Here is a 17,778-nt window from a genome sequence, read left to right as displayed (position 1 = left end):
AAGTCGTAAAAAAAGACCCTTGGAGCGCCCAGCTTAGCCGAGCAGCGCCAAGGGTAGAGCGGATTGGTTTGAGCTCCAGGATTTGCCGGTCAAGCGTCAGAAGCTATAACCATAGGAGCGGATGATGTCGTGCGCCTTGGGGCTGCGCAGGTACTTCATCAAAGCCGCGGCAGCTTCGTTGTCCTTGGCGCTATTGAGCACAATGGCGTCCTGGCGGATGGGTTCGTGCATGTTGCCGGGCACCTGCCAGGCCGAACCCTCGCGGATCTTGCCGTTCTCCATGACCTGGGATAGCGCCACAAAACCCAGCTGCGCATTGCCGGTGGCAGCGAACTGGTAGGTCTGGGCGATGTTCTCGCCCATCACCACCTTGGGCTGCACCTGTGCGCTCAGGCCGAGCTTGTTCAGCACTTCCATGGCAGCTGTTCCGTAAGGGGCCAGCTTGGGGTTGGCGATCGCGATATGCTTGTAGTCGCCGCTCTTGAGCACATCGCCCTTGTCGTCCACATAGCCGGCCTTGGGGCTCCACAGCACCAGCGTGCCGATGGCGTATGTAAAGCGCGAATCGGTCACGCCCTTGCCTTCCTTGGCCAATTTTTCGGGTGTGGTGTCGTCGGCGGCCAGCAGAATGCCGAAGGGCGCGCCGTTGTTGATCTGGGCATAGAACTTGCCGGTGGCGCCAAACGACAGCTCGGCCTTGTGGCCGGTATCCTTCTCGAACTCGGCCGCAATCTTCTTCATGGGAGCGGTGAAGTTGGCTGCCACGGCGACCGCCACTTCAGCGGCCTGCGCCTGCGCAGACCACAGGCCCAGCACGACTGTGCCGATCACGGCTGCAGAGCGAGCCAGTTGAAAGGAAAAACCGGTGGAGCGGGCAGTGATCTGAGTCATTGAAATTTCGCTATTCATTAATGGAATAGCGAGTGTAACGTGAATGAACAACTGAGGTCGAGCGAGGAAATTGGCTGTCAGGGCATGATGGCGGTCTATGTCAGACACAGAAAATTTCGAACAAGAACAATTGGATATGGCCGGCGACGAGGCTGTGTCGGGTGGCGCACTATCGTCCGACTCGGTTTCCCAGGCTCTTGGCTATGACATGGCCGACCGTCGCATTGCCATCCTGCGCGGGATTGCGCAAAGCGGCTCCATCTCCCAGGCAGCACGTGACGTGGGCGTGAGCTACAAGGCGGCCTGGCAGGCCATCGATACCCTGACCAATCTGGCTGGCGTGCCGCTGGTCGAGCGCAGCGTGGGCGGCGCCGGGGGCGGCGGCGCACAGATCACGCCGGCGGGCGAAGAATTGCTGCATGCTGCCGAGGCCATGATGCGCTTGCGCAGCGAGTTGCTGCAGCGCATGCAGGCCGGCACGCCAGGTGGCGGGCAGCCCAATCTGGGCCTGATGACCAGCATGCGCAATCAGTGGCCTTGCAGCGTGCTCAAGGTCGAGTCCATAGGCGGGCAGATTCGGGTCTGGCTGCGTGCCGCAAGCGATGCAGGCTCGGACTGGACGATTGCTGCGCGCATCACGCCCGAAAGCTATGAGCTGCTGGGTCTGGCACCCGGTGTGCAGGTGCTGGCGTTGTGCAAGGCCACGGCCGTCAAGGTCTGGCTGGGGCAGGAGCGGCCTGCGGGGTCCACGCAGCCCATCAATATCTGGCCTGCCGTGGTGCAGCGCGCGACCTATGGCGCAGCCACGGTGACGGAAGAGAGCCTGGCTTCCGACGAAGCCATCTGTCGTTTGGGCTGGGGTGCTCAGATCGTGGGCTTTGCGCCGGCCATGAGCGGGCTGGTGGCCAATGACAATGTCTGGCTGGAGGTGGCCGAGTCTGCGGTAGTGGTGGCGGTGGCCTCCCACTGAACACGACTTGCGCAAACTCGGATCTGGCTTGGCGTTGTGTTGGTAGGCATGCCTGCTGAGCATTCTTGTTTGCGTAAGCAAAAAAAGACCGCCGGTCCTTTCAGACGGGCGGTCAAAAGGGAGTTTTCGGGCAACCGGACTCCCACGTTGAACTGAAATTTCTTAGTCCACTTTCAAGCCGATTTCCTTGATCAGCGGTGCAAAGCGGGCGCGCTCCTTGGCATGGTGGTCCACGAAGTCCTGGCGGCTCATGCGCGGCTCGGGCGTGGCACCCAGGCCCTGGATCACATCGACCACGCTCTTTTGCTCCAGTGCCTTGATCACGCTGGCGCGCACGGCATCCACCACGGGTGCGGGCGTGCCGGCTGGCGCGTAGACTCCGAACAGTGTGTCGGCATCGAAGCCCGGCAGGCCGCTTTCGGCCAGCGTGGGTACCTTGGGGTACAGAGGCGAGCGGTGCGGGCTGCCTATGGCCAGCAGCTTGAGCTTGCCGGCCTCGACCTGCTTGAGGCCCGGGCCCGGATCGAACCAGTATTGCAACTGACCGCTGAGCACATCGGTCAAGGCCGGACCGGCACCCTTGTAGGGAATATGGCTGGCATCGACCTTGGCCGCGCGCTTGAACATCTCACCGGCCAGATGAGGCGAGCTGCCCGGGCCTGGCGAGCCGTAGGACAGCTTGCCCGGATTGGCCTGCAGGTGCTTGATGAAGTCCTGCACATTGCTCACGGGAAGGCTGGGGTTGGTTTCCAGAAACACATGCACGCGTGCCACGGCCGCCACGGGGATCAAGTCCTTTTCAGGGTTGAACGGCAGCTTGCTGTAGATCAGCGGATTGATGCTGATGCCACCGCCGCTGCTCAGCAGCAGCGTATAGCCGTCCTTGGCAGAGCGCACGGTTTCGCTGATACCGATATTGCCGTTGGCTCCGGGCTTGTTGTCCACCACCACGGACTGGCCCAGCACCTGGCTCATGGTGGGAGAGATCGCGCGCCCCATCACATCGGCGGCGCCGCCAGGAGCGAAGTTCACGATCAGGCGGATGGGGCGATCCGGCCATGTCTGTGCCTGGGCGGCCGGTGCCAGGCAAAGCGCCATGCCCAGGCTGGCCCAGCCTTTGGCGATCAGGGCGCGCAGCGGCCTGTGCGCAGAGGGGCGTTGAGTGATGGGAGTCTCCATATGTGTTTTCCTGTTTGTCATTGATATCGATCAGTCCAGCTTGATGTCTGCGGTCTTGATGACCTCTCCCCAGCGCTTCTTCTCGGAGAGCCAGAACTCGCGCATCTGCTCGGGAGTGCTGGGTAGGGGCTCCAGGGCCAGTGATTCGAAGCGGGCCTGCACGGCCGGCGTCTTCAGGGCTTCCTGTAGCGTCCTGGACCACAGCTGTATGGTGGCGTCATCCGTGCCCTTGGGGGCGACCAGGCCCTGCCAGGCGAAGGCCTCGAAGCCGGCCACGCCCTGCTCGATGAGCGTGGGCGTCTGAGGCAGAGTCTTGAGTCGCTGCGCACTGGCCACGCCGATGGTGCGGACCTTGCCCGTGTTGATGTGGGGCAGGCCTGCGGCACTGTCCACCAGCATGAAGGGAATCTGGCCTCCGATCACATCCAGCATGGCCAAGCCGGCGCCGCGGTAGGGCGCGTGGGTCATCTTCACGTCCATCTTCTGGGCCAGCAGTTCGGTGGCCAGGTGGTGCGGGGTGCCCAGCCCGGGAGATCCATAGCTGAGCTTGCCGGGGTTGGCTTTGGCCCAGGCCGCGAATTCCTGAAAGCTGCGCACCGGCAATTCGTTGTTGACAACCAGCAGCAGCGGAAAGCGCGCCAGCAGGCTGATGGGAACGAAGTCCTGCTCGGCGTTGTAGGCCAGCTTGGGGAACAGATGCGGGTTGGCGGCCAGGGTGGCGAAGTCGGCGGTGAAGACCAGGTTGCCATAGTCGCGCGAGCGCGCCGCATATTCTGCGGCGATGTTGGTGCCGGCGCCCGGCTTGTTGATCACTACGATGTTGCGATGGAGGGACTTGGACCAGGCTTCTGCCACAGAGCGCGCAACGGAATCTGAGCCGCCACCTGCAGCAAAGCCGACCACCCATTCCATGGGCCTGGCGGACGCCTGCTGGGCGTGGGCCGTACCCAGCATGAGCTGTACACCGCAAGCAGCGCCGGCTTTGAGAAAGGTTCTGCGCATGTTGTCTCCTTGTTGTTGAATTCGTGGGCCCGGTGCCTGCTGTCTTTCTCTTTGTTTTGCTGTCTTTTCCGAGCCTTCGATGCGTTTTCGCCGAGTCCGGGGTCTATGGCGTGCGCTGCTGTGTCATGCTGATGAGCTGGTGCAGGGTGCGTGTCATGGGCGTGGCAATGCCATGCCGCTCGCCCGCGCGCACCACCGCGCCGTGGATGGAGTCGGTCTCGGTGGGGCGCCCCGCCAGCAGGTCCTGCAGCAGCGATGGCTGGTGTCCCACATGATGGTTCAGGGCGTCCTCCACCGTGGCCTGGATGCGCAGGGCGTCCACGGCGATGCCGTTGGCCGCAGCTACGGCAACGACCTCGTCCAGGACTTCGCGGATCAGGCTGCGGCCCAGGGGGCTGGCCAGTCCGTCCACGGTCTGGCGCGTGATGCCGCACAGACCGTTGAAGGCTGCATTGAAGGCCAGCTTCTCCCAGATGGCGGTCTCGACCTCGGGATCGATCTCGCAATGCAGTCCGGCGCGGTTGAGGTCGTCGCAGAAGTCCTGGAAGCAGGCGTCCACCTGCCCGGTGCGCGGCATGAAGCGGATCTTGCCGCTGCCCAGCGAACTCACCTTTCCGGGAGCCAGCAACCGGGCCGGCCATGTCGTCACACCCACGGCGATCTGCTGGGCATCGGCAAATCCGTGCAGGGTCTCGATATGTCCTATGCCGTTTTGCAGGCTGAGCAGCAGGGTCCCGGGCCCTATCAGGTGGGCAATGCTTTGCAGCGCGGCCTGGGTGTGGGTGGCCTTGGTGAAGATCAGCCAGCGCGCGGGCGGCTGCGTCAGCTCGTGGGCCTGCTGGGCCTGAACGTCGGCGTGCAGCGGGCCCTGGTCGGTCTCGCAGTGCACGCCGTGCTCGCGTATGGCCTGGAGCAACTGCGCGTTGACATCCACCAGCGTGACGGGGATGCCGGCCCGGGCCAGCCGGGTGCCGAACAGGGTGCCCATGGCCCCCGCTCCCAGGATGCCGACAGTGGCCGCTTGCGGCTCTTGTGTGTTGTGCATGTCTTGTCTCCGAGGGCGTGGGGCCGGGTCAGGCGACCTCGACCTCGACCAGAGTGGCGCGCGGGCTGCGCAGGGCGTCCCGCAGAACCTGGGGCAACTGGGCTGCGTCGGTGACGCGCACGCCGTCGCAGCCCTGGCCCTTGGCCAGGGCCACGAAGTCGATATCGGGAAGGTCCGTTCCTTCGACCTTCTCGCCCTCACGGTAGCCGAACACCCTGGAGAAGTCCTGCAGGGCAGCGTAGCGGCGGTTCTTGACAATGATGTAGGTGACCGGCAGCTTCAGACGGGCTGCGCTCCACAGTGCCTGGATGGCGTACATGGCCGAGCCGTCGCCGATGACGCCTATGACCTTCTTGTCGGGCCTGGCCAGCGCGATGCCTACGGAAGCAGGCAGGCTGTGGCCCAGCCCGCCGCTGCACATGGTGAAGAAGGTCTCGGCAGCGTAGATGGGCAGATGGGCCTGGATGATGGAGCGCGAGCCAGGTGCCTCCTCGACGATGATGCTGTCGCGCGATCGCACCTGGGCCAGTGTGTGCATGAGGAAGGCATCGGTCATCAGCTCGCCCGGCTCGGGTGCCGCCGGGGCGGGTATGGCGGGCCGGGGCTGGAGCGCAGGGCGTGGATGTGTCAGGGGGCGGGCCAGCAACTCCTGCACGCCCATGCGGATATTGCCCACGGCCGCGTCGCCCACGGGCGCCCAGGCGGCGATGGCGGGGTCCTCGATGAGCTGGAAAAGCTGCGTGCCTTCGGCGATGAAGGGGCCGTGGCCTTCGACGTGGTAGGTGAAGGCAGGTGCGCCGATGACGAAGACCACATCATGGCCCGAGAGCCTGTCCACGATGCGCTCGCGCATGGCCGGCAGGAAGCCGCCGAACAGCGCATGGTCCTCGGGGAAGCCGCAGCGCCCGCTCATGGGTGCCACATAGACGCGCGCCTGGTGGCGTTCGGCCAGGGCCTGGACGGCCTCGAAGGCCTGGCTGCGGTCCACGGCCGCTCCGACCACGAAGGCCGGTGTGCGCGCACTCTCCAGCGCCTGGCCTATGCTGTCCAGCAGGCGTGGGTCGGGTCGGGTCTCGAAGCCGACTTTGCGCAGCGTGATGGGCTCGCAGGGCACATCCCAGTCATCGGCGGGAATGGAGACGAAGACCGGGCCGCGCGGCTCCTGCATGGCAATGTAGTAGGCGCGCGCCAGGGCCTGGGGCACGTCCTCGGCACGCGCGGGTTCGCAGCTCCACTTCACATAGGGCTTGGGCAGCTCTGCGGCCTGGTTGGAGTGCAGGAAGGGGTCGAACTGCAGCAGCGAGCGGGTCTGCTGGCCGGCCGTGATGACCATGGGCGTGCGGTTCTTGAAGGCCGTGAAGATATTGGCCATGGCGTGGCCCACGCCGGCGGCCGAGTGCAGGTTCACGAAGCTGGCATTGCGCGTGGCCTGGGCATAGCCGTCTGCCATGCCCACGACCACGGTTTCCTGCAGGCCGAGGATGTACGAGAAGTCCTCGGGATAGTCGCGAAACAGGGGCAGCTCGGTGGAGCCCGGGTTGCCGAAGATGCGCGTCATGCCCAGCTCGCGCAGCATGTTGATGACGGCGTGGCGTACGGTGAAGACCTCGGCGGCCTGGGCATTGGGGGTGGTGTTGGCAGGCAAAAAATTCTCCTTGGATCGGGCTGGCACTGGGCCTTGGCACTGTTGGCATCAATCCTGCCTTTGGAGATAATTTCCAGCAATTGAATAAATCATCTAAGAGATATTCGTTTAATGGATATATCAGGTCTGGATCTCAATCTGTTGCGTGTTTTCGATGCGGTGTTCCGCCACGGCAGCGTCAGCCGCGCTTCGCAGGAGCTGGGTCTTTCCCAGCCCGCAGCCAGTCAGGCGGTGACGCGGCTGCGCCATTTGCTGGGCGATCCGCTGTTCGAACGCATGCATGGGGGTGTGCGCCCCACGCCGCGTGCCGAGCGGCTGGCTCAGGCGGTAAGAACTGCACTGGCAACGCTGGAGGTGGCCTTGGCAGAGGCGCACAGTTTTGATCCCTTGCAGGCGAATCAGTGCTTTCGCATTCACCTCAGCGATATCGGCGAGGCGCGCTTCCTGCCACCGCTGATGCAGGCCTTGCGTGAGAAGGCCCCGAATGTGCAGCTCGAAACCCTGCCCATGCCCATGGGCGAGATTGCCGATGCGCTGGATCGCGGCTCGCTGGATATCGCCATCGGCTTTCTGCCTGGTGTGACGGGCACGCAGCAGAAGGTTCTGCTGTCCGACCACTACGCCCTGTTGCTGCGTCAGGGGCATCCGGTGCTCAAGGGTTTGAAGGCGGAGAGACTGAGCGCTGAACATTTGCGCGGGCTCGACTATGTGGCCGTGCGCTCGCATTCCGAGACGCTGCGCATTCTGCGCAAGCTCGAGTTGCAGGATCAGGTGCGGCTGTCGGCGGCCCACTTCATGGCCGTGCCTTCCATCGTGCATCAGACGGATCTGGCCGTCATCATGCCCGCCGAGATTGCCGAGACCTTTGAAGCACAGGGCGGATATGTGGTGCTGCAGGCCGATCTGCCAGAGAGTGCTTTCGATGTCTCTTTGCACTGGAGCTGGCGCTTTGCGCAGGAGCCCGCGAACCAGTGGCTGCGGGAATTGGTCAGCGAAGTGTTCGGGCAGCGCAGATAAGGGGCTAAGTCCCCACACGTACCCGCTTCGTGTGGCAGCTGCCCCTGCGTCGGGCGCCCAAGCGGAGGCTTGTTGCCTTGGGCTGACTCAGCGGCAATAAAAAAGCGCCAGGCTATAAGGCTCTGGCGCTTGATGGGTCTGCGATGGCAGCTATCTTTAATGAAGTTCCTTGCCCTTGAGCTCGGGAATCAGAAAGACCGTGGCCAGCATGTCCAGCACATAGATGGCGGCCAGCAGGGCAATGGCCACCTGAAAGGAGTAGGCCATGGCCAGCGCACCGATGACGACCGGGCCCAGGCCGCCGACGGCGCGGCCGATGTTGAACAGCACGTTCTGAGCCGTGGCGCGGGCCTCGGTGGGGTAGGCTTCGCTGATGACGGCGCCATAGCCGCCCATCATGCCGTTGACGCACAGACCCATGATGGCTCCCACCCACAGCATGGCCGTGGCATCGGTGAGCTGGGAATAGGCCAGCACCGAGATCACGGAGCCGAGCTGGAAGATCAGGAAAGTGGGCTTGCGGCCGATGCGGTCGGCCAGCTGGCCGAAGACCCAGATACCCAGCGACATGCCGATGATGGTGACAGCCGTCCACACCGACGACTTGGTCAGGCTGAAGCCCATCTGCTTGGACAGAAAGCTGGGCATCCAGATCATGATGCCGTAGTAGCCGAAGTTCTGCACCGAGGTCAGCACGATCACGCCCAGGCTGATCTTGCGCGTGGCCTTGTCCTTCATCAGCAGCTTCAGGCATTGCATGGCCGAGGGCTGCTCCTTCTTGCTGCGTGCCACGAACACTTCGGGCTCATGCAGCTTGTTGCGGATGACCCAGGCCACGACAGCGGGAATCACGCCGACCAGAAACATGCCGCGCCAGCCTATCGAGGGCAGCAGCAGCGGGGTCAGCATGGCTGCGCCCAGCACGCCCAGCTGCCAGCCCAGCGCCACATAGGACGAGACGCGTGCGCGATGGCGTGCGGGCCAGGCCTCGGCGGCCAGGGCCATGCCGATGCCGAACTCTCCGCCCAGGCCGATGCCGGCAATGGTGCGGTAGATCAGCAAGTCCCAGTAGCCTTGTGCAAAAGCACACAGGCCGGTAAAGACGGCAAACAGCACGATCGTCCAGGTCAGCACGCGGATGCGGCCATATCTGTCGCTGAGCATGCCGAAGACGATGCCGCCGAAGACGGCACCGATCAAGGTCCAGGTCACGAGAGAGCCGGCCTGGCCGGGCGTGAGGTTCAGCTCCTTGGAGATGGCCGAGAGCATGAAGCCCAGAATCAGCAGATCAAAGCCGTCCATGGCGTAGCCGACGGCCGAGCCCATGAGTGCTTTCCAGCTGTATCCGTTGACTTCTGTTGGAGCGGCGGGCGCGGCTATGCCTGCCACGGCGCCTGTGGTTTGTGTGGTCACGGGAGAGTCCTTGAGCGAAGACGGACTTGGGGTGCCTGCAGGCCGGCTTTTTTTGCAGAAAAAAGCAGGCCCTCGCTGGGCGCAAGACCAGCGCGCGGGCACGCAGCGTGCGTGCAGCATCCTTGAGGTGCAACGGGCACGAAAAAGTCCTTGAAGGGGAGGTTTGAGCGGCTGGAGCATGGCGGCGCGGACTGCGTTGATTTCTGCAGGGCAGAAAGAGCAGTGCGGCGCAATGTCGCCTCTGTAAAAAGCGAAAAGCCCCAGCTGCGTGAGCAACTGGGGCTTGGATTTGGTGGTCGTAGCGGGACTCGAACCTGCGACATCAGCATTATGAATGCTGCGCTCTAACCAACTGAGCTATACGACCGACAGCCCGCAATTGTATAGGAAGAAATTGCCTTGGCAGCCAAGTTGGGATTTTTTGTGTGCAGCCTGCAGCGGTCGCAGGGAGAAAGAAAAAACCGCAGTGCTTTTGCAAGCACTGCGGTTTTCTGTTTGGTGGTCGTAGTGGGACTTGAACCTACGACATCAGCATTATGAATGCTGCGCTCTAACCAACTGAGCTATACGACCGAAGACAGCGATTATATGCAAAAAATGGCTGCTTCAAGTGGTTTGCTGAAATTTCTTGCGAAAAATCTGGTGCTTACTGATGGGTGAAGTTCGCGGGGCGCTTGTTCACAAACGCGTCCATGCCTTCCTTCTGGTCCTGGGTGGCAAACAGGGCATGGAACAGGCGGCGCTCGAACATCACGCCATCGGACAGGCCGCTCTCGAATGCACGGTTCACGGATTCCTTGGCAGCCATCACGGCCAGCTGGGAGAAGCCGCTGATGATGATGGCCGCACCCAGAGCTTCTTCCATCAGCTTGTCAAAAGGCACGACGCGGCTGACCAGGCCGGCGCGCTCGGCCTCGCTGGCATCCATCATGCGGGCGGTCAGAGCCATGTCCATGGCCTTGGATTTGCCCACGGCGCGCGGCAGGCGCTGTGTACCGCCGGCACCGGGAATCACGCCCAGCTTGATCTCGGGCTGGCCGAACTTGGCGTTATCGGCAGCGATGATGAAGTCGCACATCATGGCCAACTCGCAGCCGCCGCCCAGGGCAAAGCCGCTGACGGCGGCAATCACGGGCTTGCGGATGCTGCGAATGGTTTCCCAGTTGCGCGTGATGTAGTCGCCGCCATAGGCGTCGGCAAAGCTGTACTTGGCCATGGCACCGATGTCGGCACCGGCGGCAAAGGCGCGTTCGCTGCCGGTAATGATCATGCAGCCAATGCTTTTGTCGGCATCGAACTTCCTGAGCGCATCGCCCAGTTCGTCCATGAGCTGGTCGTTCAGGGCATTGAGCTGCTTGGGACGGTTCAGTGTGATGACGCCGACTTTGTCCGCTTCCACGCGGACTTCGATAGTTTCGTAGGCCAAGTTTGTCTCCTGCTAAAGAATGAATGGCTGCTGTCAAGAATAACCGCTGAGTCTGGCTGCCAGCTGTCGCGCTGCAGCGCCACTTTGGGGCCGGGCTCAGGCCGCAATGCCCGTCAGCCAGCGCTCTGCGGCGGCCTTGTCGCTGATTTCCAGCCCCAGATTGCTGATGGGGCTGGCGCTATCTGCATCCTCGCTGGCGGCTTTGGCGAGCAGGCCGCCCGGGTTCAGCGTCAGCTGCAGGATCTGCTGGTCGCGTGCTACCCAGGCCGTGAGCTGATTGGAGCCGGCCGCGTACAGCTGCACATCGTCCAGTTTGCTGATGCGCCAGCGTTGACCATCGGCCTCGACGGCCAGCCACTCGTCTCCAGCCATCATGCCGGCCTGCTCGGCAGCGCCGCCGCGCAGCACGGTCTTGATCTGCACGCTATGGTTTTCCTGGACGCGCAGACCCAGTTTCTGCGCCAGCTGTGCGGGCTCGGCCCTGCTCTTGATGCCATGCCGAGCCAGCAGCTCGCGCAGCGGCAGGTCCTCGGTGGAATGAACCCAGGCTTGCAGCTGTCCGGCAATCTCAGGGTTACCCGCTTCGCTGACCACGGCCACTACATCGGCTTCGCTGATGGGGCCACCTTCACTGCTGCGCCACAGGCCGCGCATCACATCGTCCAGGTTGCTCTTGCCGTTGGCGCGCAGGGCCAGATCGAGGCACAGAGCGACCAGCGAGCCCTTGGTGTAGTAGCTGACCGTGTGATTGGCGGTGTTCTCATCCTGGCGGTAGTACTTGACCCAGGCGTCGAAGCTGGCCTCGGCCACGGACTGCACCAGGCGGCCCGGCGTCTGCAGCACCTGGTTGATGGTGCGCGTGACGAGCTTGAGGTACTGGCTGTTGTCCAGCAGTCCGGCACGGCGCAGGAACAGGTCGTCGTAGTAGCTGGTGAAGCCTTCAAAGAACCACAGCAGCTCGGTGTAGTTCTCCTGCTCGTAGTCGTAGCGGGCCAGTTCGGCCGGGCGCAGGCGCTTGACGTTCCAGGTGTGGAAGTACTCGTGGCTGATCAGGCCCAGCAAGGTGTTATAGCCCTCGCCGGCCTTGGCCTCACCCTTGCGCGGCAGATCGCGGCGGCCACAGATCAGTGCCGTGCTGTTGCGGTGCTCGAGGCCGCCATAGTTGTCATCCACCACATTGAGCATGAAGACATAGCGATCCATGGGCGGCTGGCTGCCGTCGGCGTGCCAGAAGGCGATCTCGGCCTCGCAGATCTTTTTCGTATCGGCGAGCAGGCGCTCGCCATCAAAGCTGGGCGCGGCACCGGCCACCACGAACTCGTGGGGCACGCCTCCGGCTACAAAGCTGCCGCGCCAGAACCGGCCCATCTCCACGGGGCAGTCCACCAGCTCGTCGTAATGGGCTGCCGTGTAGAGGCCGAAGCCGTTGGCATCGATTTGCGCGGGCGTCAGGCCGGTGGCCACCTGCCAGTCCTGCGTGGCGGGGCTGCCGAGCAGCTCCAGTGCATGGGGGCGCTCTTCCTGACCATGCACGCGCAGGCACAAGCTGGTACCGTTGAAGAAGCCACGCCGGCGATCCAGCCAGGCGGTGCGCACCGAGGTGTCATAAGCGCAAACCTGATAGCTGATAACGCAATCTGCATCGGCGTTACAGGCGATTTTCCATTGATTCTTGCTGAGCTGTTGCACGGCCACTGACTGACCGTTCTGCGTGGCCTTCAAGCCCTGTAGGTTCTTGGAAAACTCGCGCACCAGGTAGCTGCCCGGAATCCACACCGGCAGCGACAGCAACTGCTGTGCCGCAGGCTGGGCGATATGCAGCTGCACATCGAAAAGATGGGCTTCCACCGCGCTGGCCTGCACGGCAAAGTGGATGTCGGGGCGAATGCCGGAGGCATTGGGGGCAGAGGTCATGGCAGCTCCAGAAATGCGGGCCGGAGCATGCGAACCTATCGCAGCGTGCCTGAAACTTCATCAGAGGCACGCTGCTCCGGCAATGAGACAGGGATTACTTGGCGGCGGCCAGGTGCTTTTCGACCTCGGCAGCCGAGATGGCGCCGGGCACACGCACATTGTTGGAAAAAATCACGGTGGGCGTGCCGGTGATCTTGTACTTGCGGCCGAAAGCCAGATTGCGCTGGATGGCGGCGGGGTCGCACTGGGCGGCTGGTGCGTTCTTGCTGTTCAGCATCTGCTCATGCCAGGCCTTGGCCTGATCCTTGGCGCACCAGATATTGCGCGACTTCTCGGCCGAGTCCGGGCTCAGGATGGGGTAGAGGAAGAGGTAGATGGTGACGTTGTCCACGCTTTGCAGGTCTTTTTCGAAGCGCTTGCAGTAGCCGCAGTTCGGGTCTTCAAACACGGCCATCTTGCGCTCGCCCTTGCCATGCACGATGGTGATGGCGTCCTTGATGGGCAACTGTTTGAAGTCCACGGCCGTGAGCTGGGTCATGCGGTCTTCGGTCAGATTGCGGCGCGCCTTGGTGTCGATCAGCTCGCCCTGAATCAGATAGTTGCCCTTGGCATCGGTGTAGAAGATGTCCGTGCCCACGCGTACTTCGTACAGGCCGCTCATGGGGGTGGAGCGCACCTCGTCGATTTTCTCGAGCTGGGGAATGCGCTCGGTCAGCGTCTTCTTGAGGTTGGCATCCTGGGCATGCACGCTCAGGCCGAAGGTCAGGCTGGCGGTGGCCAGCAGGCAGGCAACAAGTTTCATGGAAGATGTCGTGGGCTGCAGCGCGCTGCAGCGTGGAAAGAATGAGGTCGGCTGCCATCCACTATGCATGGACGGCAGGGCTGTTGCTTGGAGTACGGACTGAGTCAAGGGTTCCCTGAGCCGTCTTCTCAGAGCAGACCCATGGCCTGCTTGGCCATCCAGGACTTGAGCAGGCCGCTGCGCTCAAAGCCTTTCATGCCCCAGTTGCGCAGCATCTGCACAGGCACTTCGGGACGGGCAAACAGCTGCTGCAGACCGTCCATGGCCAGGCCCATGGGGGCCAGAGATGCCTTGCGCTCACGCTCGTACTGGCGCAGCAGCTTCAGATCGGCGGGGCTGCGCCAGTAGTCGCGCTCCTGAAGGATGCGTGCCAGAGTCTGCACATCGCCCAGGCCCAGGTTCAGACCCTGGCCGGCCAGCGGGTGGACGTTGTGGGCGGCGTCACCCGCCAGCACCCAGCTTTGTTGACTGTTCCTGTCCAGCGGTCCGCACCAGCGGTCGGCCACGGCCTGCTGCAGAGGCCAGGTGGCGCGCTCGGCCACCAGCTCCAGCTGGCCCAGCGCATCCTGGCTGATGGACTGCAGGCGAGTGGTAAAACTTTCTTCGTCGCTTTCCAGCCAGTCAGGCACCAGCGATTGCTCCAGCGACCAGACAACGGCCACTTCGTGACCGTCGGGACCGCCCATGGGCAGAAAGGCCAGGATCCCTTCCGGCGTGAACCACTGGCGTGCAATGCCGCCATGCGGCAGCTCACAGCTCAACCGGGTGGCAATGGCGTGCTGGGAGTAGGGCGTGACGGAGAACTCCACGCCGAATTCGGTACGCGTGCTGCTGGAGCGGCCTTCGCAGACGGCGGTGAGTGCGGCTTCCACCGGCTCCTTGACGATTTCCACCTGGGGTTGATAGCGCACGGCCTCGGCCAGGCGCTGCTCCAGCGCGGGGACATCGACGATCCAGGCCAGTGCCGGCACTTCCTGAGAAGCTGCATCGAACTGGACCTGGCCGTCCAGATCGCCAAACACCTGCATGCCGACCACGGGTGTGGCATCCTCGTCGTCAGGCCAGCAGCGCAACGACTGCAGCACAGTCCTGGAACTGGCATTGAGCGCATAGGCGCGCACATCCTTTTGTTGCGGGGATCGAGGCTGTGGCGGCGCCACCAGCGCCACACGCAGACGCTCACGCGCCAGCAAAAGAGCCAAGGTCCGGCCCACAATGCCGGCTCCACGAATACATACATCAAAGGTTTGCGCCATGTCCGGCATTGTAGGAGGCGCGGACAGGGCCTGCGCCCATAGAGGAAACCTCATGCCATGCGGTCGTCGACCGCAGCCAACTATGTTGTTGATAGCGGGCTGTGCAGGTCAGGCAGGGACTAGAGGGCAAAATGAGAGATGAATCCGTAATCGAAGGAGATGTGATGACCGACACCGCCTATGACGTGCAGGGCCGGATTGCCGAACTGTGGATCTACCCTGTCAAATCCTGCGCCGGTATTGCCGTGCCGAAGGCCGCGCTCTCGCGCCATGGCCTGCAATGGGACAGGCACTGGATGGTGGTCGATGCCAATGGCGATTTCTTGACCCAGCGCAGTCATCCGCGTATGGCGCTGATCAGGCCCGAGATTACGGACGAATACTTGCTGCTGCATTTTCCGGGTATGGACAGCTTGCAGATTCCTTTGCTGGTACAGGGCAACAAATGCCGTGCGCGGGTCTGGAAGGACACGGTCGATGCCTGGGACCTCGGCGAATGGGCCGCGCCTGCACGCAACTGGCTGAGTCGGGCTCTGGCGCAGGACTGCCATCTGGTGCGCTTTGATGGTTCGCAACCGCGCCAGGCCAGCGAACGCTGGGTGGGCGATAGCGACGCTCCAGTGCATTTTGCCGACGGCTACCCTTTGCTGCTGCTCAGCCAGTCGGCCGTGGACGAGCTCAATCAGCGACTGACGCAGGCCGGCGAGGCTGCTGTCGATGCGCGGCGCTTTCGTCCGAATATCGTGATTGCCGATATCGAAGCCCATGATGAAGATCGTATGGAACAGCTGGATCTGCCCCAGTTGCCCGGTCTGAGCCTGCTGCCCTGCAAGCCCTGTACGCGCTGCCCGATTCCCGATATAGACCCCGACACCGCCGTGCCCGGCACGGCAGTGGGAGATTCAATTTTCAGTTATCGCCAAGATCCGCGTGTGGATGGTGCTATTACTTTTGGTATGAATGCCATAGTGCTGGGTCTGCCGGACGCTGCGGATGCTGCAGCAGAGCTGGCTGTGGGCCAGCAACTGGCGGGCAATCTGCGCTTTGATTGAGGGTGTAGGCCTTTGACCCTCAACGACTTGGGGCATCCCTGTAATGGTGATGCAGCAGAACCAGTGTCCAATAAGCCATTGGCAGCAGCAACGAGGGGAGGGTGGCATGGCTGAATTCAAATCTGGCGATTTCGTGGTTCTCACCGGCAGCAGTGCTTTTGCCGGAAAGATCGCTCGCCTGACTTTTCGTGCCCCTGACAGAGATTTCTGTCTGCCGGACGGTCATGGCCATATTGGCTGTGAGGCCGGAGACTGGGTGCTGGAGTTTGCCCAGAAGGTGCCCGCCTTGATGCGCAGCTGTCGGACTCCCTGCATGACCAAATATCTGTGCAGTCCGCAATCCCAGTTCCGACGGCTGGAGGAGACCGCCGGGCTGGAGCAACTGTTTGGCCCCATGCGACAGAGTTCGCCGGCATTGACCGCTGATTGATCCGACATTTCCCGGACTTTTTCTCCCAAGCCTGTCTTTGCGCAGGCTTTTTTGCTTTCTGGCCGGAACAGCGGCGCAATCTACCGCAGATGAGCAGAGATTGCCGGGTCATTACAATCGGGGGCTTTCCGTGGCCAAACCGGGACGAAACTCTGGGTGAACAGAGTGCCTATGGGTCACGCTTCAAAAGAACCGGATTCGCGACGATGCGGATCGGGCACTTCCGCCACATGGGTGTGGTGCCGGGTAGTGCATTGATACATAAGGAATTTCCATGAGCCTCAAATGCGGCATCGTGGGCCTGCCCAACGTGGGCAAGTCCACTCTTTTCAACGCGCTGACCAAGGCCGGCATCGCCGCCGAGAACTATCCCTTCTGCACTATCGAGCCCAACACCGGCGTGGTGGAAGTGCCCGATCCGCGTCTGGATCAGCTCTCCGAGGTCGTCAAGCCCGAGCGCATCGTTCCCGCTATCGTGGAATTCGTGGACATCGCCGGCCTGGTGGCTGGTGCTTCCAAGGGCGAAGGACTGGGCAACCAGTTCCTGGCCCATATCCGTGAAACCGATGCCATCGTCAACGTGGTGCGCTGCTTTGAAGATCCCAACGTGATTCACGTGGCGGGCAAGGTGGACCCGATTTCCGACATCGAAGTCATCCAGACCGAGCTGTGCCTGGCCGACCTGGCCACGGTGGAAAAGGCTCTGAATCGCTATAGCAAGGCCGCCAAGTCCGGTAACGACAAGGAAGCCGCCAAGCTGGTGGCACTGCTGACTCCCATTCAGGCAGCCCTGAATGAAGGCAAGCCCGCCCGTGTGGTGTCGGTGTCCAAGGAAGATGCACCCCTGCTCAAGCCTTTCTGCCTGATCACTGCCAAGCCCGCCATGTTTGTGGGCAACGTGTCCGAAGACGGCTTTGAAAACAATCCTTTTCTGGATCGTCTCAAGGAATATGCAGAAGCTCAGGGCGCACCGGTGGTCGCCATCTGCGCCAAGATCGAGGCCGAGATGGCCGAGATGGAAGACGAAGACCGCGATATGTTCCTGCAGGAGCTGGGTCTGGAAGAGCCAGGCCTGAATCGCCTGATTCGTGCTGGCTTCAAGCTGCTGGGCCTGCAGACCTATTTCACCGCCGGTGAAAAGGAAGTGCGTGCCTGGACTGTGCGTGTCGGCGCTACGGCTCCCCAGGCTGCGGGCGTGATTCACGGTGACTTCGAGCGCGGTTTCATTCGTGCCCAGACCATTGCCTTTGAAGACTTCGTCGCTTTCAAGGGCGAGCAAGGTGCCAAGGATGCCGGCAAGATGCGCGCCGAAGGCAAGGAGTACATCGTCAGGGACGGCGATGTGATGAACTTCCTGTTCTCCCCCAAATAAGCACGATTGACATGCACCCTGGCCACATATGGATGTCCATGTGTGCCCAGGTGCCATCGTCATCGTAGGGCGTAACCGGCAGATGCTTGCGGCGGCATTGTTGAATCAATCAGTGTCGCGGCCGCAGTCCAGCCCCGCTATCGAGCACCAACGAACGCAGTACAAGGCAGCGCTCAGCTCCGGCTTTGTGCCGGAGGCGGCGATAGCCGGTATCGGCAGGCGGTGCATCAATCCAGCGAGGGCGGGCTGCTTCTGCTTGCTGAGTCCACCGGACTCAAATTCCCGGGGCGGCGGTACCGCCGCAATTGCAGGCACAACCCACGGCGATAAGTAGCGGTTGCCCATCACGGCTTGTGGAGCTCAT

At 62.5% G+C, this 17,778-nt stretch carries 15 protein-coding genes and 2 tRNA genes; 5 read left to right on the top strand and 12 right to left on the bottom strand.

Features of this window, described 5'->3' with window-relative positions; all coding sequences use genetic code 11:
• Positions 1–96 precede the first annotated feature (96 nt).
• Entirely contained in the window at positions 97–891 is a 795-nt protein-coding gene (modA, locus tag FSY45_RS03970; RefSeq protein WP_003075262.1) for a molybdate ABC transporter substrate-binding protein, read from the bottom strand.
• Positions 892–988: 97 nt separating this feature from the next.
• Here modA and FSY45_RS03965 point away from each other — a divergent pair, with 97 nt between their 5' ends.
• A complete protein-coding gene (locus tag FSY45_RS03965) occupies positions 989–1,861 on the top strand; it encodes a TOBE domain-containing protein (RefSeq protein ID WP_223305699.1) in 873 nt (290 codons plus the stop codon).
• A gap of 162 nt (positions 1,862–2,023) precedes the next feature.
• Here the strand turns inward: FSY45_RS03965 and FSY45_RS03960 are convergent, their stop codons facing one another.
• From FSY45_RS03960 to mdlC, 4 genes are all read right to left on the bottom strand, one after another.
• Positions 2,024–3,040, bottom strand: a complete 1,017-nt coding sequence (locus FSY45_RS03960) for a tripartite tricarboxylate transporter substrate binding protein (protein WP_003071023.1) — start codon at positions 3,038–3,040, stop codon at positions 2,024–2,026.
• 30 nt (positions 3,041–3,070) lie between these two features.
• The gene (locus tag FSY45_RS03955) at positions 3,071–4,042 is read right to left on the bottom strand and encodes a tripartite tricarboxylate transporter substrate binding protein (RefSeq protein ID WP_046461813.1); all 972 of its coding nucleotides are present in this window, start codon (positions 4,040–4,042) and stop codon (positions 3,071–3,073) included.
• A gap of 103 nt (positions 4,043–4,145) precedes the next feature.
• A complete protein-coding gene (locus FSY45_RS03950; RefSeq protein ID WP_046461812.1) occupies positions 4,146–5,087 on the bottom strand; it encodes a ketopantoate reductase family protein in 942 nt (313 codons plus the stop codon).
• A gap of 28 nt (positions 5,088–5,115) precedes the next feature.
• Positions 5,116–6,732 (bottom strand): benzoylformate decarboxylase, encoded by a 1,617-nt coding sequence (gene mdlC, locus FSY45_RS03945; RefSeq protein WP_046461829.1) that lies wholly within the window; start codon positions 6,730–6,732, stop codon positions 5,116–5,118.
• Positions 6,733–6,843: 111 nt separating this feature from the next.
• On the opposite strand from mdlC, the gene FSY45_RS03940 reads away from it, so the two are divergent.
• Positions 6,844–7,749 carry a LysR family transcriptional regulator gene (locus FSY45_RS03940; RefSeq protein ID WP_003071036.1) on the top strand — a complete coding sequence of 302 codons (906 nt, stop codon included), beginning with the start codon at positions 6,844–6,846 and terminating at the stop codon, positions 7,747–7,749.
• 156 nt (positions 7,750–7,905) lie between these two features.
• Here the strand turns inward: FSY45_RS03940 and FSY45_RS03935 are convergent, their stop codons facing one another.
• The 7 genes from FSY45_RS03935 to FSY45_RS03905 form a co-directional block, all read right to left on the bottom strand.
• Positions 7,906–9,075 (bottom strand): MFS transporter, encoded by a 1,170-nt coding sequence (locus FSY45_RS03935; RefSeq protein WP_187427537.1) that lies wholly within the window; start codon positions 9,073–9,075, stop codon positions 7,906–7,908.
• 377 nt (positions 9,076–9,452) lie between these two features.
• Positions 9,453–9,529, bottom strand: a tRNA-Met gene (locus FSY45_RS03930).
• 129 nt (positions 9,530–9,658) lie between these two features.
• Positions 9,659–9,735, bottom strand: a tRNA-Met gene (locus FSY45_RS03925).
• Positions 9,736–9,808: 73 nt separating this feature from the next.
• Positions 9,809–10,588, bottom strand: a complete 780-nt coding sequence (locus FSY45_RS03920; protein ID WP_012839788.1) for an enoyl-CoA hydratase — start codon at positions 10,586–10,588, stop codon at positions 9,809–9,811.
• Between the two features lie 96 nt (positions 10,589–10,684).
• Positions 10,685–12,502 carry a M61 family metallopeptidase gene (locus FSY45_RS03915; protein ID WP_046461811.1) on the bottom strand — a complete coding sequence of 606 codons (1,818 nt, stop codon included), beginning with the start codon at positions 12,500–12,502 and terminating at the stop codon, positions 10,685–10,687.
• Positions 12,503–12,596: 94 nt separating this feature from the next.
• A complete protein-coding gene (locus FSY45_RS03910; protein ID WP_003071046.1) occupies positions 12,597–13,304 on the bottom strand; it encodes a DsbC family protein in 708 nt (235 codons plus the stop codon).
• Between the two features lie 128 nt (positions 13,305–13,432).
• The gene (locus FSY45_RS03905) at positions 13,433–14,560 is read right to left on the bottom strand and encodes an FAD-dependent monooxygenase (protein WP_003071048.1); all 1,128 of its coding nucleotides are present in this window, start codon (positions 14,558–14,560) and stop codon (positions 13,433–13,435) included.
• A 164-nt stretch (positions 14,561–14,724) separates the two neighbouring features.
• On the opposite strand from FSY45_RS03905, the gene FSY45_RS03900 reads away from it, so the two are divergent.
• From FSY45_RS03900 to ychF, 3 genes are all read left to right on the top strand, one after another.
• Positions 14,725–15,612: an MOSC domain-containing protein gene (locus FSY45_RS03900; protein ID WP_046461810.1), complete on the top strand. Its 888-nt coding sequence runs from the start codon at positions 14,725–14,727 to the stop codon at positions 15,610–15,612.
• Between the two features lie 43 nt (positions 15,613–15,655).
• Positions 15,656–16,042, top strand: a complete 387-nt coding sequence (locus tag FSY45_RS03895) for a hypothetical protein (protein ID WP_223305698.1) — start codon at positions 15,656–15,658, stop codon at positions 16,040–16,042.
• A 274-nt stretch (positions 16,043–16,316) separates the two neighbouring features.
• Positions 16,317–17,414, top strand: coding sequence for a redox-regulated ATPase YchF (gene ychF / locus FSY45_RS03890; RefSeq protein WP_003071057.1), 1,098 nt, complete (start codon positions 16,317–16,319; stop codon positions 17,412–17,414).
• Positions 17,415–17,778 lie beyond the last annotated feature (364 nt).

Source organism: Comamonas sp. Z1, from assembly GCF_008121555.1.
Taxonomy (GTDB): Bacteria; Pseudomonadota; Gammaproteobacteria; order Burkholderiales; family Burkholderiaceae_C; genus Comamonas; species Comamonas thiooxydans.
This window is presented reverse-complemented; position numbering and strand designations above follow the sequence as displayed.

Bases quoted from the DNA above. Each gene is read 5' to 3' on its own strand.
- FSY45_RS03955 (WP_046461813.1), bottom strand. From the start codon at position 4,042: ATGCGCAGAACCTTTCTCAAAGCCGGCGCTGCTTGCGGTGTACAGCTC.
- FSY45_RS03935 (WP_187427537.1), bottom strand. From the start codon at position 9,075: ATGGGCTCGGCCGTCGGCTACGCCATGGACGGCTTTGATCTGCTGATT.
- FSY45_RS03905 (WP_003071048.1), bottom strand. From the start codon at position 14,560: ATGGCGCAAACCTTTGATGTATGTATTCGTGGAGCCGGCATTGTGGGC.
- FSY45_RS03940 (WP_003071036.1), top strand. From the start codon at position 6,844: ATGGATATATCAGGTCTGGATCTCAATCTGTTGCGTGTTTTCGATGCG.
- FSY45_RS03910 (WP_003071046.1), bottom strand. From the start codon at position 13,304: ATGAAACTTGTTGCCTGCCTGCTGGCCACCGCCAGCCTGACCTTCGGC.
- FSY45_RS03965 (WP_223305699.1), top strand. From the start codon at position 989: ATGTCAGACACAGAAAATTTCGAACAAGAACAATTGGATATGGCCGGC.
- FSY45_RS03900 (WP_046461810.1), top strand. From the start codon at position 14,725: ATGACCGACACCGCCTATGACGTGCAGGGCCGGATTGCCGAACTGTGG.
- modA (WP_003075262.1), bottom strand. From the start codon at position 891: ATGACTCAGATCACTGCCCGCTCCACCGGTTTTTCCTTTCAACTGGCT.
- FSY45_RS03895 (WP_223305698.1), top strand. From the start codon at position 15,656: ATGGTGATGCAGCAGAACCAGTGTCCAATAAGCCATTGGCAGCAGCAA.
- FSY45_RS03950 (WP_046461812.1), bottom strand. From the start codon at position 5,087: ATGCACAACACACAAGAGCCGCAAGCGGCCACTGTCGGCATCCTGGGA.
- FSY45_RS03915 (WP_046461811.1), bottom strand. From the start codon at position 12,502: ATGACCTCTGCCCCCAATGCCTCCGGCATTCGCCCCGACATCCACTTT.
- FSY45_RS03960 (WP_003071023.1), bottom strand. From the start codon at position 3,040: ATGGAGACTCCCATCACTCAACGCCCCTCTGCGCACAGGCCGCTGCGC.
- ychF (WP_003071057.1), top strand. From the start codon at position 16,317: ATGAGCCTCAAATGCGGCATCGTGGGCCTGCCCAACGTGGGCAAGTCC.